12 protein-coding genes, 1 tRNA gene and 2 pseudogenes are annotated in these 17,390 nt (G+C 59.5%); 6 read left to right on the forward strand and 9 right to left on the reverse strand.

All coding sequences use genetic code 11. From position 1 onward, the window contains the following. Positions 1 to 46: 46 nt before the first annotated feature. Positions 47 to 1,852 carry an ABC transporter ATP-binding protein gene (locus DIS04_RS15815; protein WP_111414754.1) on the forward strand — a complete coding sequence of 602 codons (1,806 nt, stop codon included), beginning with the start codon at positions 47 to 49 and terminating at the stop codon, positions 1,850 to 1,852. 54 nt (positions 1,853 to 1,906) lie between these two features. Here DIS04_RS15815 and DIS04_RS15820 read toward each other — a convergent pair whose 3' ends face one another. Together DIS04_RS15820 and DIS04_RS15825 are read right to left on the reverse strand one after the other, a co-directional pair. Next, positions 1,907 to 3,490, reverse strand: a complete 1,584-nt coding sequence (locus DIS04_RS15820) for a sodium:solute symporter family transporter (protein WP_111414755.1) — start codon at positions 3,488 to 3,490, stop codon at positions 1,907 to 1,909. A 238-nt stretch (positions 3,491 to 3,728) separates the two neighbouring features. Next, positions 3,729 to 4,334, reverse strand: coding sequence for a hypothetical protein (locus DIS04_RS15825; protein ID WP_111414756.1), 606 nt, complete (start codon positions 4,332 to 4,334; stop codon positions 3,729 to 3,731). Positions 4,335 to 4,477: 143 nt separating this feature from the next. Between DIS04_RS15825 and DIS04_RS15830 the strand changes: the two genes are divergently transcribed. Continuing rightward, positions 4,478 to 4,554: transfer RNA gene (locus DIS04_RS15830), tRNA-Ile, on the forward strand. A gap of 318 nt (positions 4,555 to 4,872) precedes the next feature. On the opposite strand, the pseudogene DIS04_RS15835 reads toward DIS04_RS15830, so the two are convergent. The 7 genes and pseudogenes from DIS04_RS15835 to DIS04_RS15865 form a co-directional block, all read right to left on the reverse strand. After that, positions 4,873 to 5,121: pseudogene (locus tag DIS04_RS15835) on the reverse strand (SDR family NAD(P)-dependent oxidoreductase); the annotation flags it as partial. 92 nt (positions 5,122 to 5,213) lie between these two features. Then, the gene (locus DIS04_RS15840; RefSeq protein ID WP_111414758.1) at positions 5,214 to 5,906 is read right to left on the reverse strand and encodes a type 1 glutamine amidotransferase domain-containing protein; all 693 of its coding nucleotides are present in this window, start codon (positions 5,904 to 5,906) and stop codon (positions 5,214 to 5,216) included. A 112-nt stretch (positions 5,907 to 6,018) separates the two neighbouring features. Next, positions 6,019 to 6,624, reverse strand: coding sequence for a TetR/AcrR family transcriptional regulator (locus DIS04_RS15845; RefSeq protein WP_111414836.1), 606 nt, complete (start codon positions 6,622 to 6,624; stop codon positions 6,019 to 6,021). Positions 6,625 to 6,671: 47 nt separating this feature from the next. After that, positions 6,672 to 6,883: pseudogene (locus tag DIS04_RS15850) on the reverse strand (IS1380 family transposase); the annotation flags it as partial. A 29-nt stretch (positions 6,884 to 6,912) separates the two neighbouring features. Beyond that, on the reverse strand, positions 6,913 to 7,938 hold the full coding sequence (locus DIS04_RS15855; protein ID WP_111414759.1) for a homoserine dehydrogenase: 1,026 nt from the start codon (positions 7,936 to 7,938) through the stop codon (positions 6,913 to 6,915). 129 nt (positions 7,939 to 8,067) lie between these two features. Next, positions 8,068 to 8,898, reverse strand: coding sequence for an alpha/beta fold hydrolase (locus DIS04_RS15860; RefSeq protein WP_111414760.1), 831 nt, complete (start codon positions 8,896 to 8,898; stop codon positions 8,068 to 8,070). A gap of 438 nt (positions 8,899 to 9,336) precedes the next feature. Then, the gene (locus tag DIS04_RS15865) at positions 9,337 to 10,344 is read right to left on the reverse strand and encodes a zinc-binding alcohol dehydrogenase family protein (RefSeq protein WP_111414761.1); all 1,008 of its coding nucleotides are present in this window, start codon (positions 10,342 to 10,344) and stop codon (positions 9,337 to 9,339) included. A gap of 1,018 nt (positions 10,345 to 11,362) precedes the next feature. Between DIS04_RS15865 and DIS04_RS15875 the strand changes: the two genes are divergently transcribed. The 4 genes from DIS04_RS15875 to DIS04_RS15890 all read left to right on the forward strand — a co-directional run bounded on the left by DIS04_RS15875 (position 11,363) and on the right by DIS04_RS15890 (position 17,180). Further along, positions 11,363 to 13,069 (forward strand): acetolactate synthase large subunit, encoded by a 1,707-nt coding sequence (locus DIS04_RS15875; protein WP_111414837.1) that lies wholly within the window; start codon positions 11,363 to 11,365, stop codon positions 13,067 to 13,069. Positions 13,070 to 13,071: 2 nt separating this feature from the next. Next, positions 13,072 to 14,511: an aldehyde dehydrogenase family protein gene (locus tag DIS04_RS15880; RefSeq protein WP_218938180.1), complete on the forward strand. Its 1,440-nt coding sequence runs from the start codon at positions 13,072 to 13,074 to the stop codon at positions 14,509 to 14,511. A 387-nt stretch (positions 14,512 to 14,898) separates the two neighbouring features. Then, positions 14,899 to 15,552: a hydrolase gene (locus tag DIS04_RS15885; RefSeq protein WP_111414763.1), complete on the forward strand. Its 654-nt coding sequence runs from the start codon at positions 14,899 to 14,901 to the stop codon at positions 15,550 to 15,552. Between the two features lie 734 nt (positions 15,553 to 16,286). Beyond that, entirely contained in the window at positions 16,287 to 17,180 is an 894-nt protein-coding gene (locus tag DIS04_RS15890; RefSeq protein ID WP_162623100.1) for a LysR family transcriptional regulator, read from the forward strand. The last annotated feature ends 210 nt before the right edge of the window (positions 17,181 to 17,390 follow it).

Below are 17,390 nucleotides of genomic sequence, written 5' to 3' on the forward strand. Positions count from 1 at the left end.
GCCTTCTCCCGGTAAGCTGCGACTCTTGTTCGCAAGGAATTCTCAAATGCCAACCCATGCTTCCGCCAACAGCTTCCAGGCCCTGGTGCGCCTGCTGCGCTATGCGCGCGGCTACCGTCGTCGCATCGTCGCCGCCACCACCTGCTCGATCGTCAACAAGATCTTCGATATCGCCCCCGAGATCCTCATCGGCGTGGCCATCGACGTGGTGGTCAACCAGGAGCGCAGCTTCGTCGCGCGAGCCGGCTTCGAGACCGCCCAGGAACAGATCATGGTGCTCGCCGTGCTCACCTTCTTCATCTGGGCCGGCGAATCGATCTTCGAGTACCTCTACAAGATTCTGTGGCGCAACCTGGCCCAGCGGCTGCAGGCCGACATGCGCCTGGACACCTACGAGCACGCCCAGCGCCTCGACATGGCCTACTTCGAGTCGAAGAGCTCGGGGCAACTGGTGGCGACCATGAACGACGACGTCAACCAGCTCGAGCGCTTCCTCGACGGCGGCGCCAACTCGCTGATCCAGGTCGGCGTCACCGTGGTGGCGGTGGGGGCGGTGTTCTTCGTCATCTCGCCGCTGATCGCGCTGCTCGCCTTCACGCCGATCCCGCTGATCATCTGGGGCGCCTTCTACTTCCAGCGCAAGGCCGGCCCGCTCTACGCCGACGTGCGCGAGAAGGTGGGCGACCTCGCCAGCCGGCTCTCCAACAATCTCTCGGGCATCGCCACCATCAAGAGCTTCACCAGCGAGGCGCGCGAGGCCGAACGCCTGCGCCAGGTCAGCGAGGCCTACGTCGAGGCCAACCGGCGCGCCATCCAGGTCAGCTCGGCCTTCATCCCGGTGATCCGCATGGCGATCCTGGCCGGCTTCCTCGCCACCTTCACCGTGGGCGGCATGCAGGCGCTGAGCGGCGACCTCAACGTTGGCGCCTATGGGGTGCTGGTGTTCCTCACCCAGCGCCTGCTGTGGCCGCTGACGGGCCTCGCCGAGGTGATCGACCTGTTCGAGCGCGCCATGGCCAGCACCCGGCGCATCCTCGACCTGCTGGCGGTGCCGATCACGGTGAAGGACAACGAGGGCCGGCCGCTGGCCGAGCCGGTGCGCGGCGAGGTGAGCTTCGAGGCGGTGAGCTTCCGCTATGACGCCAGCGGCGTGGGCGTGGACGGCGTCAGCCTGCACGTGCCTGCCGGCAATACCCTGGCGCTGGTGGGTGCCACCGGCTCGGGCAAGTCGACCCTGATGAAACTGCTGCTGCGCTTCTACGACCCCGCCGCCGGCCGGGTCTGCATCGACGGCCAGCCGATCGGCGAGGTGAGCCTGACCTCGCTGCGCCAGGCCATCGGCCTGGTGAGCCAGGACGTCTACCTGTTCGAGGGCTCGGTTCGCGACAACATCGCCTACGGCAAGCCCGAGGCCAGCGAAGCGGAGGTGATCGAGGCGGCGCGCACCGCCGAGGCGTGGGAGTTCATCCAGGCGTTGCCGCAGGGGCTCGACACCGCCGTGGGCGAGCGCGGCGTGCGCCTTTCCGGCGGGCAGCGCCAGCGCCTCTCGCTGGCGCGGGCCCTGCTCAAGGATCCGCCGATCCTGGTGCTCGATGAAGCCACCAGCGCGGTGGACAACGAGACCGAGGCGGCCATCCAGCGCTCGCTGGCGAAGATCGGCCACGGCCGCACCGTGATCATGATCGCCCACCGCCTCTCGACCATCGTCCACGCCGACGAGATCGTGGTGATCGACGGCGGACGAGTCGTGGAGCAGGGCACCCACGCCGAGCTGCTCGACCGGGGCGGGCGCTATGCCGCCCAATGGCGGGTGCAGACCGGTGCGCTGGAGGAGAGCGAGGCACTTGGTTGAGCCTTTCATGCCAGGCTCCGACGGTGGCGGGGCAGGCCCGCCACCGTCTTCCCGCTAGATGAACAGGCCAACCCAGACCACGGTTACGACCACCAGCAGGCCCGCCAGCACGCGGTAGTTCTGCCACCACGGCTTGCCGGCAAGCTCGCGCGACTCCTCGCGCCAGGCCGCGCGCGACCAGACGCAATCCTTGAGCTCCTCCTCTCTTGGCGCCTCGGTGCCCAGCGTGACGCCGACGAAGATCGACACGCACAGCAGCAGCATGAGGCCGGTGCCGTAGAGGAACTGCAGCTGATACAGCTCGAAGATCTCGCCGGCGAGAAAGCCGGCCATGCCGATCGGCGCGCCGATGACCAGGGTCCAGAACCCCGCCGCCGCGGTGGCCCGACGCCAGAACAGCCCGCCGAGGAAGATCACCACCGCCGGCATGGTGACGTAGCCGAGGAAGGACTGGAAATACTCGACGATGCCCTCGAAGGTGAGGATCACCGGCGCCCACAGCCCGGCGACGACCATGAATACGGCCACCATGCCACGGCTGATCAGCAACAGCTGCTTTTCGCTGCGCTGCTTCTTGCGTGTCTTGATGAAGTCGTTGACCACCAACGAGGAAGCGCCGTTGAGCACCGAGTCGAGCGTCGACATCAGTGCGGCCACCAGTGCTGCCAGCACTACCCCGCGTATGCCGATGGGCAGGAGGTCGAAGGCCAGCGTCGGCCAGATCAGGTCCGCCTCTTCCAGCTCCGGGTAGATGGCGCGACCCATGGTGCCGGGCAGGATCAGCAGGAACAGCAGCGGCAACTGGAGAAACGCCGCCATCAGCGCGCCCCAGCGGCCGTGGTCGATGCTCTTGGCGGAGAGCACCTTCTGCATGACGATGTGGTTGGTCGTCCAATAGTAGAAGCCCAGCCACAGCACACCGGTGAAGATACCGGGCCAGGGCAGGAAGTCGTCGTCCGCCGGCTTGACGATGCTGAAGCCGTTCTCCGGTGCGGCTTCCTTCACCGCGCTCCAGGAGCCCAGCTCATTGAAGACCATGAAGAAGATGATGCCACCCGCCACGTAGAGCAGCACACACTGAATGGTATCGGTGACGATCACCGCTCGCAGCCCACCGAGGATCACGTAACCGCCGCCGAGCAGCGCCATGGCGCCAATCAGTACGCCCAGCGGTACGTCGGGGAACAGTAGCTGCAGGGTAATGCCGCCGGCGAACAGCGCGCCGGCACTGTCGATCAGGATGGCGGTGAATATCGAGAACAGCGAAAAGGCGTAGCGTGAGCGCTGGTCGTAGCGGCGGGCGAGGAACTCCGGCATGGTGCTGACCCGCGAGCGCAGGTAGAACGGCAGAATGAAGAGCACGAAGAACACCAGCACCAGCGTGGCCATCCACTCGTAGTTCCACACCGCGATGCCGTCGTGGTAGCCCGCGCCCGCCAGGCCGATGTAGGAAGTGCCGGAAAGGTTGGCGGACACCAGGCTGAGGCCGACCAGTGGCCAGAGCGTGCCGCGACCGGCCAGGAAGTAGCTCTCCGAATCCTGCTGCTTGCGCCCCGCCCAGAAACCGATGCCCAGAATCATGACCACGTAGAGGCCGACGATCACCAGATCGATAGTCGCTAGTTCGAACTCGGGCACGGCATCCCTCCTTAGCCCATGGCTCCCTGTCGATGTGGCCGCGCTGATTCCCTGTCAGGCGGCCGACTCAACTGCAGTCCGCCCATAAACCGTAGTCCAGCGGGGTCGAGGCAGCAACGCAGCCATCTGCGCAGGGCATGCGACGAGTTGAGCCCGGGCGCGCGGATCGACGCTGGGCGGCGGCTGCGCCGCCCGGGGAGGGGAGGCGTCGATCGAGGAAGGGGGAGGCGGCAGAGGGTCAGGAATCGTCGGATTGGACCAGCAGGGCATCGAGCGTGACCGGCACCTCGTCGCCGATCTGCTCGTAGCCAAGCAGCAGCAGCACCGAACGCAGGGTGGGGTCGGCCATCAGCGCCTGTCCGTCCAGCGCCACCCGCTCGGCGTTGGTGACCTGCACCTGCCCCTGACTCGTCTTGGTGAAGCGAACCGGCAGCGACTCCTCGCGCTCGGCGTTGCCGGAGCGCACCGTCATCGTCAGCTCCTCCACCAACGAATCGCCCACCGCCAGCTGGTCCAGCCGCTGCGGGGGGAAGCGGGTGGTCAGGGTGGCCATGGGCCGCTCGGTAATGCCGGCAAGCCAGGGCGGCAACTGCCCGAGCCGTTCGACCACGTCGCTCTGGTTGAGCCGCAGCGGCAGCTGCAGGGTGCCATCGGCATCCGCGCTGCCGGAAAGCCGGCGCACCTCGTGCTGGCGCGGCACGGGGCCGTCGGGGGTGATCTGCATCACTGTGGCGGAGACCCGCGAGCGCTCGGGCTCGAGCTCCCAGGCCGCTAGCGGCAGGGCGAACAGCAGGGCCGAGGCGCCCAGGGCCAGCATGGGAAAGGTAGGCAAAAGGCGGTTCATGAACGGTGCGTCTCCTGGAGCGGAAGGCTCATCCAGAAGACACGCCAGATGCCGAGAAGTGCCCCGCTCGAGTGATGGAAGTGTCGCCCGCGCGGCGCTGGCCTCACCCGGCAGCTTTCGCTATCATACGGCGGCGCAATGCAGGGCCTATAGCTCAGTTGGTTAGAGCAGGGGACTCATAATCCCTTGGTCGCTGGTTCGAGTCCAGCTGGGCCCACCAAAAACTCTTCCCGTTTCACCCCAGAACATGTCAGAAGCCGCGCTACCACGGGTCTCATAAGAAACGACGTCAATGGTGACGAGCTGAAATGAGACCACCTCTCAGCTCTCTGTCACGGTGATCTTCGCGATGGCGGCAGGATATCTCGGAGCACGACCTGATTCTGTGTCCAGACGTCTTTCTCGATGGAGAATACGCTCCTCAGCCAGGCCAGGATCAAACGCCGGGTCGCCCCCAGCGCCTCGGGATCTTCTACCTCGGTTTCTCGCGCGTCGAGCCCCGCGATCCCGCCAAGCCCACGGACCACGCGGCTGATCGTCAGCAGGGCGTCGCTCCCCGGGTCTCGTGCACGCTGCCGGGCAGGGCGAACCGGGCGCGAACGCCGACTTCCTCGGCTTCCAGCGCGAAGCTTTCGGTGAAGGCATTCACCGCAGTCTTGCTGGCGCTGTAGAACGACAGGGCCGGTAGCGGGTGCAGCGTCACGCTGGAGCTGACGATAGCGCCGCTGCACCGCTCGCGCATGCCGGGCATCACCGCGCGTGTCATGGCCATGGTCCCCAGCACGTTGGTCTGACATAGGTCGAGTAGTCAGTGGAGCCTGGGTGTCACGTTTTTAAGAATTGAGGCTGTCAGTAGCAAGCACTGTCAGCCTCAAATGCTCATGATGCAGCGTGATCGGCAAGCTTATCTAGCAGAACGGTTGCGGCTGGGGCTGAGGACGCCGGGTTTTGACCGGTGATCAGCAGGCCATCAGTGATGACATAGGATCCCCAGTCGTCTCCTTTCGAAAAGATACCGCCCTTGGCTTTGAGTTCGTCTTCGACCAGAAACGGCACGATGTCGGTAAGGCCGACAGCGGCTTCTTCGCTGTTGGCAAACCCCGTGACTTTCTTGCCTTCTACCAGCGGGCGGCCACTTGGCGTTTTAGCGTGGCGGAGCAGGCCTGGTGCATGGCAAACAAGTGCAACCGGCTTCTCGGCAGCGAGGAACGACTCAATCAGCGAGATTGAGTTTTTATCTTCGGCGAGATCCCAAAGAGGACCGTGGCCGCCGGGATAGAACACGGTATCGAATTCGGCTTGTGAAACGCTATCCAGGCGCACGGTGTTGGCAAGTTGGACCTGGGCGTCTGCATCTGCCTCAAAGCGGCGAGTCAGATCAGTCTGGAAGTCTGGCTCGTTGCTCTTCGGATCGAGTGGCGGCTGACCACCCTTAGGCGATGCCAGGACGATCTCTGCGCCGGCTTCTTTGAATACGTAGTATGGCGCGGCCAGCTCTTCGAGCCAGAAGCCGGTTTTTCGGCCAGTGTTGCCAAGTTGGTCGTGTGATGTCAGAACCATCAGAATTTTCATGCCTTTCTCCAATCGGTAGGTGGTTTGTATTAGACCGGTCGTCTAGAAACGAGGCGTAAAAAAATACTCCTGAGAGAACACTCTCGAGTAGTACCTCCACATCTCTCCCCGGTCAGGCGGAAAGATGAAGAATCTGGCGAGTCGTCTTCATGGCTATTTCAAAAGGATGCGTGGTACGCCCAATTTTCACCATCACGCTGGCACCTAACCAGAGCTGATAAAGGCTTTCAGCATTGTCGTGAGCAGATCCCTTAATCGACAACGAACCATCTGCCGTACCAGCCTCAATAGCTTGCGCAAGACGATCAATGATGCCCTTGGTACCGCGCTTGAGCGCTAAACGCATTGTTTCCGATAAGTCGGCTACTTCCGCACCGAGTTTGACCGCAAGGCATTTGCCCTGACAATCGAAAAAGGATTGGTTCTCTTCCCATTTCTGCCAATACGATATCAGGCGTTCGGCCATCGTCTTATTAGGCTGACGAAGCATCTCGTCGAGCTCAGCGAGATAATGCTCGAAATAGTGATCAAGCAGCGCCTCTCCGAACGCATCCTTCGAACCAAAATAATGGTAGAAGGAACCCTTAGGTACGCCGGCTGTCGCCAGGATTTCGTTTAAACCAACGGCCGAGAAACCCTTGCCCGCCATAATTCGCTGGCCTGTAGCAAGAATATTCTCACGTACATCAGTTGTTTTAAGAGTAGTTTCAGTGTTCATAAGCATGATCATAGCACGAAATAGACTGGTCGTCTAGTGTGTGAAAAGCTGAGCAGCAGGCCCACCTCATTGCGCGCCATCACCTCCTGGACGTTGGAGGTGCCGCGATCCGTCGACGAGAGATGCACGTCGAGCGCTGACTTTACCTCGCCCTTTGGGCCTCGGCGCTGCCGCGCTTGCGGTAGAGCGCCATAACCTTCTCTGGCGGCCAGTAGAATCTACCAAGGTTGGTGACCAGGAAGAAGGCATGCAGCACGATAGGGCGAAGGGCCTTTACCGTGCGCTGGGTCATGATGATTTCTCGAGAGGTGTCGGCCTGCCGCAGCGAGCCATCAGGATATGCTCGAAATCCTTTAGCGCGGCAGCGGCGGTGGCGAGCGGCTCCTTGCCGGCCCCGATGGCAACAGTCTCGCCCATCGCATCGGTGGTGATACGTATCGCCTTGTCCTTTCCACTCACATTCGCCAGCGGGTCGTCGAGGGGGTAGGTCCGGATACCGACTCTTGCGCGAATTTCACCATTCGAGTTCGTGAGATGGCCGACGAGCTTGGGGACAAGACCTTGAGCGTGCCACGCCTCGATGCGCTCGCGGGTGACGGACTGGATTCCTTCCACGGCGAGATCGTCAATCGTCAGCTCTGCCCCGAGCCCGAAATTGGTGATGATCAGCAGCTTACTGGCGGTGTCCCAGCCCTCGGTGTCGTTGCGCGGGTCGGCCTCCGCGAAACCACCCGCCTGCGCCTGCCGCAGCGCCTCGTCGTAGCCGAGCCCTCGCCTCGTCATTGCATCGAGCAGGAAATTGGTGGTGGCGTTGAGGATACCCTCGACCTCAAGCACCCTGCAGCCCTTCAGGCTGTGCTCGAGGAGATCGATCGTAGGCAAAGCGGCTGCCGCCGCGCCGCTGAGCTTCAGCATCGCGCCCGAAACCTGAGCGAGCGCCCGTAACTCACGACCGCTGTGGACCAACGCCCCCTTGGATATGACGATCGTGTCGCGCCCGGCCGACAGCGCCGAGCGAATGTAGGCAAGGCCTGGCCCCCCGGTGCGATAATCACTTGGCCCTGCTTCGATCAATATGTCGGCGCCGCTCGCTTCAATGAAGTCCGGCCCCGACAGACCAGGTTCGAGTGAATCGAACCGGTCAGCTTCGATCCCCTTCGCATCCATCATGCCGGACCGCGAACCGCAGATCGCAACCAGTCGTACATCCGCCCGATAGACCTGCCGATAGGCTTCGCGACGGGAGAGGAGCAGATTGGCCGTGGCGCGGCCGACACCGCCGAAACCTGCAATCGCAACCCTGATGACATGCATGCGTTGATCCTTTCACACCGAGCGAGGAGGATAGTTTGCCAGTAACGCGAAGTCATCGTATTCGATGCTAGCGCGGCTTTGGCACACTGCCGTGAACGGTGGGTCGCCACGACAGTATGCCTGTCTTTGTCAGCTGCGAACGAACGCCAGCAGATCGGCGTTAACAATCTCGGGATGGGTAGCGAACAGGCCGTGCGAAAGCCCCGGATAGATCTTCAGCGTTCCGTCCCGCACCAGCTTGACCGCCTTGTATGCCGAGTTCTCGATCGGAACGATCTGATCGTCCTCGCCGTGCAGGAAAAGGACCGGAACAGTGATCGCTTCCAGATCCGCGGTAAAGTCGGTCTCGGAGAATGCCTTGATACAGTCGTAATGCGCCTTCGCGCCGCCGGCCATGCCCTGCCGCCACCAGTTGTCGATCAAGCCCTGGCTCACCTCCGCACCCTCGCGGTTGAAGCCGTAGAACGGACCATTCGGGATACCTTTGTAGAATTGCGCGCGGTTCCGGGCCAGTGCCTCGCGAAATCCGTCGAAAACCTCCATCGGGATGCCGTCCGGGTTCTGGTCGGACCTGACCATCACGGGGGGAACCGCACCGATCAGCACAGCCTTGGCGACGCGGCCGGGCTCGGCCTGGGCGGCATAACGAGCGACTTCTCCCCCGCCGGTCGAATGACCGATATGAATGACATCACGGAGGTCCAGCGCCTTCACGATGGCCGCAACATCCGCGGCGTACGTGTCCATTTCGTTACCCGTGTCGGTCTGATCCGAACGGCCATGGCCGCGCCTGTCATGTGCAATGACGCGATAGCCTTGAGACAGGAAGAACAGCATCTGGGTATCCCAGTCGTCGCCACTCAGTGGCCAGCCGTGGTGAAACATCACTGGCTGCGCGTCTTTCAGGCCCCAGTCCTTGTAAAAGATGTTGGTACCATCGGATGTAGTGATCATAGCCATGACAGTTCTCCTTCAGGTTTAGCTTAAGCAACTCCTGGAAACGGATGGCACTATGGTGAGTGGCATCGACACTTGGGCCGTGACGTTCTCTACAAGGTGGGTTCCATTTCGAGCGAACGTGCTCGGTGATTCCAGTCTGTTGACTCTAGCAAGCGCTTTCACGCAACGTGGTGCGACACCTGCGATGTAGTTGCCGATCTTGTGGTCAATCGCGATGCGGTCCGTCCTGCGGCCTTTCGCAGTTGAAGGTATCTATGACGTCACCGAACAGACCGGCCGAACCGACGCTGATCGTGGGCGCCTCCTGACACGTTTTCTTGATGATGGGCAGATAGTGTTCGTGGTCCTATAACGTCTTCGAGACAGGGGAGCCACCGTCGCCGGGCAGTTACCGCCCGGCGGGGTGGGGCAGTGGGATGGTGGCGTTCGGGCCTCGTCCTAGAAGCCTTCCAGCACGACCTTGCCACGTGAACGCCCGCTCTCGATCAGGGCGTGGGCACGGCGCATGTTGTTGACGTCGAGGGTTCCGAAATGCTCGGCCATGGTGGTCTTTAGTACGCCTTCGTCGATCAGGGCGGCAACACGCTCCAGCAGGTCGTGCTGGCGGATCATGTCCGTGGTCTGGAATATGGCGCGGGTGAACATCAGCTCCCAGTGCAACGACAGGCTCTTGCGCTTCAAGGGCAGTGCGTCGAGCTGTTCGGGGTCGTCGATGAGGGCCAGGCGACCTTGAGGTTTCAGCGCTTCGATCAGGTGCGCATAGTGCCTGTCGGTATGGGTCAGGCTGGCGACCATCTCGACCTGATCCAAGCCAATCCGCTGCAGCTCCTCGGTGAGCGGCCGGCCGTGGTCGATGACGTGGTGCGCGCCCAGCTCGCTGACCCAGTGCTGGGTTTCCGGGCGCGAGGCGGTGCCGATCACCGTCAGCCCGGTCAGCTTGCGGGCAAGCTGGGTCAGCATCGAGCCGACCCCGCCCGCTGCACCGACGATCAATAGCGTCTCGCCCTGGCCGCCACCCTCGGCCACGCCCAGGCGGTCGAACAGCAATTCCCAGGCAGTGATCGAGGTCAGCGGCAGGGCCGCGGCCTGCGCAAAGCCGAGCGAGGCGGGCTTGTGACCGACGATGCGTTCGTCGACCAGGTGGAGCTGGCTGTAGCTGCCCGGGCGGGTAATGTCGCCGGCATAGAAGACGTCGTCACCGGGTTGGAACAGGCTCACCTCGCTGCCCACGGCACGGACAATGCCCGCCGCATCCCAGCCGAGCACACGCGGCTCGCTTACCTGGGCTCCCCTGCGCACCTTGGTATCGACCGGGTTGACCGAGACGGCACGTACCTCGACCAGCAGGTCATGCGGCCCAGGCGTTGGTTCGGGAAGGTCGAGTTCGACCAGCGCGCGCGGGTCGTCGATGGGCAAGCCGTGCTGGGTATAGCCAATGGCTTTCATGTGGCGATCCTCGTATCAAGACTATCACCGGGAAAAGATTCGGCTCCCTCGATATGGTAGACCGTCGGTTCTGCCGAAAAATATTCCTCTAGGCCCATCATGAATACCCGATGGTCTTCACTCTCCTCGAAGCCCAGCGTGTGATCCTAAAGGGATTGCCATCGCACGATCAGGTTGAATAACTCGGGTGTTTCGATGCCTTGCGCGAGCATGTGAACGACTCCGGGCCGCCAAATGCTTTAAGTATCTGCGCTTTCATGGTTGATCCTCACTTCTGTAATAAAACGTATCGAGAAAAAGGGATGTCGGGAAATGCAGCAACCAGAAACCTTCAGCCTCGCATCATCGTGATGCGTACCATACCGCTTGTCTTGTATAACTGCGCAATTTAGGGACGTATGTGATGGTGATAGCCATGCCAGTTCCCCTTCAGGTTGAGCATGAGCAATCCATGGAAACGGCAGTTGCAGAACAGCGCCATAGCTCCTGTAGCGAGCAGTATCTACGGTAGGGCTGTGCCGCCCTCTTCAAGATGGGTTTCAGTCCGAACGAAATATGCTTCGTGGTTACCGTCTGTTGACTCTAACAAGCGTCTATACGAGGCGTGGCGCGATACCTGCGGTAAGTTGCCAATCTTGCGGTCAATCGCACCGCGGTGGCGTCCTTTCCCCTCACGGGCATGTAACAGTTCGTCAGCTAGTGTCCGCTCAATGGCAAAACTTCTGGAGCAGCTAAGCTAAGCGCTAACCCATGCCTCAAACGAAATTGGGTTCGAGGGGGTGTGGACTTGACTTAGGACGGCAGCCTCGCAGCGGTTGACCGCAATATTGGCAACTAAACCGCAGTTTTTGCGCCGCCGTTCTTCGGAGCGGTTGCTAGAGTAGCCAGACTCCCTGTTGATCGCTCACGACGCCCAGCAGGCCGGATTTGCTCTCGTTTTCTTTATTAGTCAGTGGCGATGCACTCTTTCCTTGATCTTGATATGGGTCCATTCAGCAGGCTTCAGGTGAGTTCCACTATGACCAAAGCGTCCGATCTGTTCATCCAATGCCTTGAAGAAGAGGGGGTGGAGTATATTTTTGGGGTTCCTGGCGAGGAAAACCTCGACATGCTCGACAGCCTTAGCCGCTCGACCGCGATTCAACTGATCCTAACCCGACACGAACAGGGCGCAGGCTTCATGGCCGCAACCTATGGCCGGCATACCGGCAAGGCCGGGGTGTGCATGGCAACGCTGGGGCCGGGTGCGACGAATTTAGTCACCGCCGCTGCCTATGCGCAGCTTGGCGGTATGCCGATTCTGATGGTAACCGGGCAAAAGCCGATCAAGAAGTCGAAGCAAGGCCGCTTTCAGATCCTCGACGTGGTTGACATGATGAAGCCTCTGACCAAGTTCACTCATCAGCTTGCCAGTGCCGACAACATTCCCAGTCGGGTGCGTGAGGCGTTCCGACTCGCCGAAGAAGAGAAACCCGGTGCGACGCATATTGAGTTTCCCGAGGACATCGCCGAGGAGAGGACCGAATCGATGCCGCTCAAGCGCAGCCATGCGCGGCGGCCCAATGCCGATGTGAAGTCGATCCGCGCTGCGGTGCATGCGCTCGAAAAAGCCAAATCGCCGATCCTGGTGATTGGCGCAGGTGCCAACCGCACCATGACCTGCCGAATGCTGAACCAGTTCATCGAGAAGACCGGCATCCCTTTTCTCACCACTCAGCTCGGCAAGGGCGTGATAGATGAACGCCATCCTAAGTTTGTCGGCTGCGCGGCCCTGTCAGCGGGTGATTTTGTCCACCGCGCGGTTGAGGCCGCCGACCTGATCGTCAATATAGGCCACGATGTTATCGAGAAGCCGCCGTTCTTCATGCAGCCGGGCGGAGCGCAGGTGATCCATATTTCGTCCAAGACCGCTGAGGTTGATCCGGTCTATTTCCCGCAGATTGAGGTTGTCGGCGACATCGCCAATGCGATCTGGCAGATCAAACAGGACATCGTCCCCAATGGGAGCTGGTCGTTCGACGCGATACTGGCGGCGCGCAAAGGCCAGATCGCGCACACTGCATCGATCTCGGGTGATGCACGCTTCCCCATCTTCCCACCTTTTCTGGTCGAGCAGGTCCGCGAGGCGATGCCCGAAAACGGCATTATCTGCCTCGACAACGGGATATATAAGATCTGGTTCGCGCGCGACTATCCGGCCTACCGCCCCAATACCGTGTTGCTCGACAATGCGCTCGCCACGATGGGCGCGGGCCTGCCCTCGGCCATGGCCTCGGCGATGGTCTACCCCGATCGCAGGGTGATGGCGATCTGTGGAGATGGCGGCTTCATGATGAATAGCCAGGAAATGGAGACCGCCGTTCGCTTGAAGCTCAATCTCACCGTGCTGATTCTCAAAGACAACAGCTATGGCATGATCCGCTGGAAGCAGTCGAACATGGGGCTCAAGGACTGGGGGTTGACCTATGGGAATCCCGATTTCGTCAAGTACACGGAAAGCTATGGCGCGTTCGGCCATCGCGTCGAAAGTGCCGAACATCTCAAGGAGCTGCTCGCGCATACTCGCGACACGCCGGGCGTCCATCTGATCGACTGTCCAGTCGACTATTCCGAGAATGACCAAATCCTCAATATCGACATCAATAGGCTGTCGAGAGAATTGCAGCCCTTGTCTCTTTCCCCGGCTTCGGCGGAAAGCGGGATGCCCACAGGGAGCTTCAAATGACCATGCTCAAGTCCGTTTATCCGCTCTATCTCAACAGCGTGGCGCAGCAGCCTAACGCCAATCTCGCAGTGACCGACAAGTTCACCGGCGAGGTCGCGTTCCACGTTGCCCAGGCCGATGCCGCGACAATTGATGCTGCGATCAGGGGGGCAGTCGAGGCGGCAGAACCGATGGCTCGGATGGCGAGCTACGAGCGCCAGGCGGTGCTGACCCATTGCGTCACCCGCTTCACCGAGCGGTTCGACGAGCTCGCGTATGCGCTGTGCGTCGAGGCGGGCAAGCCGATCAAGGATAGCGAGGGTGAGGTAGGTCGGCTGATCGACACCTTCCGCATCGCCGCTGAGGAGTCGGTGCGGATGACCGGAGAGGTCCAGTCGCTCGATATTTCGGCACGCGCCAAGGGCTACCAGGGCATTTGGAAGCGCGTGCCCATCGGACCGTGCTCATTCATCTCACCGTTCAACTTCCCGCTCAACCTAGCCGCTCACAAGATCGCCCCAGCGCTTGCGGTGGGCTGTCCGTTCGTGATGAAACCGGCGAGCCGTACCCCCTTGGGCGCGATCATCATCGGCGAAGTGCTTGCCGAGACCGATCTTCCCAAAGGCGCATTCTCTATTCTGCCCGCCAGTCGCGACGGAGCCGACCTGTTCACCACCGACGACCGACTCAAGCTGCTCTCCTTCACCGGATCGCCCGATGTCGGCTGGGACCTCAAGGCCCGCTGCGGCAAGAAGAAGGTGGTGCTCGAGCTGGGCGGGAATGCCGCGGTGATCGTCGATGCTGATGCTGATCTCGACGATGCGCTCGAACGCGTCATTTTCGGCGCCTTCTACCAGTCGGGGCAGAGTTGTATCGGGGTGCAGCGCATCATCATTCATGCCGATGTCTACGACCGTTTCCGAGACATGCTGGTCGCCAGGACAAAGACCCTGGTAGCGGGCGACCCCAAGCGGCACGACACGTTCATCGGACCGATGATTCATGTCAAGGAAGCGACGCGGCTCGAAACCTGGATCAACGAGGCAGTCACCGCTGGTGGTACTCTGCTCTGCGGCGGCAACCGCGAGGGTGCGATGCTCGCCGCCACCTTGCTCGAAGCCGTGCCTGCCCACACCAAGATCGTCACTGAAGAGGCATTCGGCCCGGTCGCTGTGCTGTCACGCTTCACTGATTTCAATGCTGCTCTCGCCGAGGTCAACGCCTCTAAATTCGGGTTGCAGGCGGGCGTCTTTACCCGCGATCTGTTCAAGATGTTCGATGCCTGGGATCACCTCGTTGTCGGTGGAGTGGTGATCAACGATGTGCCCAGCTATCGCGTCGACAACATGCCCTATGGCGGTGTCAAGGATTCGGGCCTGGGTCGCGAAGGCGTATGTTTCGCGATGGAGGACATGACCGAAATCCACAACCTGGTGATCCGCCGACCCAAAGAAGCGCCTTAGGGAATTTAAGGCATCAGGATGTGAACCTTGGGTCTGTCCCAGCTGAACCGAATTATTCAAAAACGTATCACTTTGTGATCAAGTTCAACGATTCTTAAAGTATAACTCCACCCCAAGTATGAAGGGCGGTGCATGATAATTGTCTAGGGAAGCAATGAGGCGGAATGTGGAAGGGGCCTCTCCTTGGGAGTCAGGTGTTTTATGCAGGAATGTCGCTCTTCTATATCACCTCCATCGTTCCCAGTTTAGCGACACAGTTCAACTTTAAAGGGGGCTACTGTTTAAAGCCTTGGGGTAGCAGAATGTAGTTTCGGATTAAGGCGGCTATACGCGTTTATTCCGATAAATCAAACCGCTAGACGATGGCAACAGACAGAGGATATATTCATGACTTTTCGTAATGGCCTTGCGTCTCTTCTTCGTCCCGAAGACTCGGTGTTGGTACTGATTGACCACCAGCCTTACCAGCTCGCGAATCTGAATAGCCACGAACCAACGATGGTGCTTAACAATTCGACGGCCCTGGCGAAGGCTGCCAAAGCCTTCAACGTCCCCACCATCCTGACGAGCGTGATCGCAGCCCAAGGCGGCGACATCTTTTCTCAGATCACAGATGTATTCCCCGGCCAGGAAGTGATCGACCGTACATTTATCAACACTTGGGAAGACAAGCCGACAGTGGATGCAGTCAAGGCGACGGGCCGTAAGCAGTTGATAATCGCAGGCCTGTGGACTGAAATATGCGTTGCCATGCCGGCTATCCAGGCTGCTGGTGAAGGCTGGGACGTCACTGTCATCACGGATGCGTCAGGCGGCACGTCGGTGGAGGCACACGAAGTCGGCATACAGCGCATGATTGCGGCCGGCGTGAATATGATGACCTGGATTGCATTGGCGTCCGAATGGCAGCGAGACTGGGCGCGGACCGAACATATCGGCGAGCTGATTGAGGTGATGCGGCAGCATGGCGGTGGCAGCGGTATCGCGTATATGTGGGAGCAACAACTGCTCAATACGCCGGTGCCTGACAGCGAAGTATAAGCAGAGAAGGGATGACGGGACGTATAGTCTTAAGTCGCAAGAAATCACATGGCTTAAAGAGTCTCGTCATCCTTCAGTGCTCGATAACACACCATTGTTTTTTCTGACGTGGGGTTTACACGCTTAGCAGTTACTGGCCTTTTACTGTACGCAAATTTTGATCGATGACTTGTCGATCAGCGTCTTGTCTTTTTTCGTTCACACGGACGGTGATTCTGATTGCCTTGTCTGGTTTGGAAAATCTCCATTTATGGAAGGCGACACCGTTTTTTTGTCGCTGTCCTCCCCGCTTTAACTTTTCCATATTTCCCCGCCACTTCTACTGACTTGGCTGATAGGCTAGTTGATGACGCCACTCTGAAGTACCCCTTGTCGGCGTTTTTTTAAAATTGTACGCATTAAGAGTCGAGTTGGTACTGTTATTAGAAGATGCCTGAGACAACGGCTTTTGCGGCCTTAGCAAGCGCTGTCGAGTTGTTGGTCACTGCCCGCGGCTGTTTCTATTCGCTAGCTGGTAAGGCTGGTAGTCTATCGAAAAAGTACCGAGACTGCGGACCAAAAAGGTGAGGCCGGTCCGCGGCGAAGGATCATTATTGTATTTCTACTAATGAGTAAAAATGGATGCCATGAGTCAGGTATCCGTTGAGTTGTTGTCTAGAAAATATTGGCTTTCCTATTCTTGATGCGGTAAAACAGTTTCTGAATAGTTGAGTTGCGAAATGGGGAACGCTGAAGTGGACATCGAAGAGCTGCAGACATTTGTAGAAGTTGCTGAGACTGGTGGGATTTCTCAGGCTGCGCGCCGGCTCGGTGTCTCTAAATCGATCGTCAGCCGAAGGCTATTTCGGCTTGAATCAGAGCTTGGGATCCAGCTTCTGGCACGAACCACTCGCGGCGCTGCACTCACAGAAGCCGGTGTCACGTTCCGCGCCTATGCAGCCAGAGCTTGCGCCGAAATTGAGTTAGCCAAGGAAACGATTTTGCCTGCCGGTGACCTACGTGGCCGGTTACGCATATCTGCGCCGGTGTCTTTCGGTTCAACTCACTTCACTCCTGTGATCGCAGAAATGGCACGCCGTCACCCGCACCTTCATATCCACACTTGCTATAGTGATCATGTTGTTGATCTCATCGCAGGAGGTTATGACTGTGCTATACGACTTGGCTATCTTGAGGATTCCAGCTTGATTGCGAGACGTGTAGGAACTGTTCACGGTACGGTTGTGGCGAGTCCAGACTATATCAGAGCACATGGGGCGCCGGAAACACCTGAAGAGCTCCTCGCTCATCAGGCTCTGCTCCAAGGTACCGAAGCCTGGCAATTCATGGATGGCAATAAGATTATCACGGTTCGCCCGCAAGGGCGCTTCAAGGCCGATAATGGTACAGCGCTGGTCGCAGCCGCCATTGCTGGACTTGGCATCGGTATGCTTCCCAGTGGGCTTATTGATGAGTATTTAGTTTCTGGTGCACTCGTCTCGGTTATGACTCGCTATCCGGTACGCCCTGGAGGTGCCTATGTCATACGCCCGCCAGGACAGCATCCCGTCCAAAAAGTACGGCTTCTTACCGAGCTTCTTATTGAATATTTCGATAATAACCTTCACTTTCCGGAAATAAGCCACTGAAAATTAGAATAATTAAGTCTTGCGTGGGGATTATTATTAAATTAATAAGTGGTTGGTTTAAGGTTCGTGCGCTATCAGCGTTAAGGTCACACTCTTCTATCCTGACAGGGGGGCAGGCCAGCCGATATTTTCTCTACGGTTGTCCTTGTCATTGGATGCCTAAGTAACAAGATGTTGTCTTGTGGTCAGCAGGGCTATCGAATTCTCGCA

Origin of the sequence: Billgrantia lactosivorans, from assembly GCF_003254665.1 — a bacterium.
Classification (GTDB): domain Bacteria; phylum Pseudomonadota; class Gammaproteobacteria; order Pseudomonadales; family Halomonadaceae; genus Halomonas; species Halomonas lactosivorans.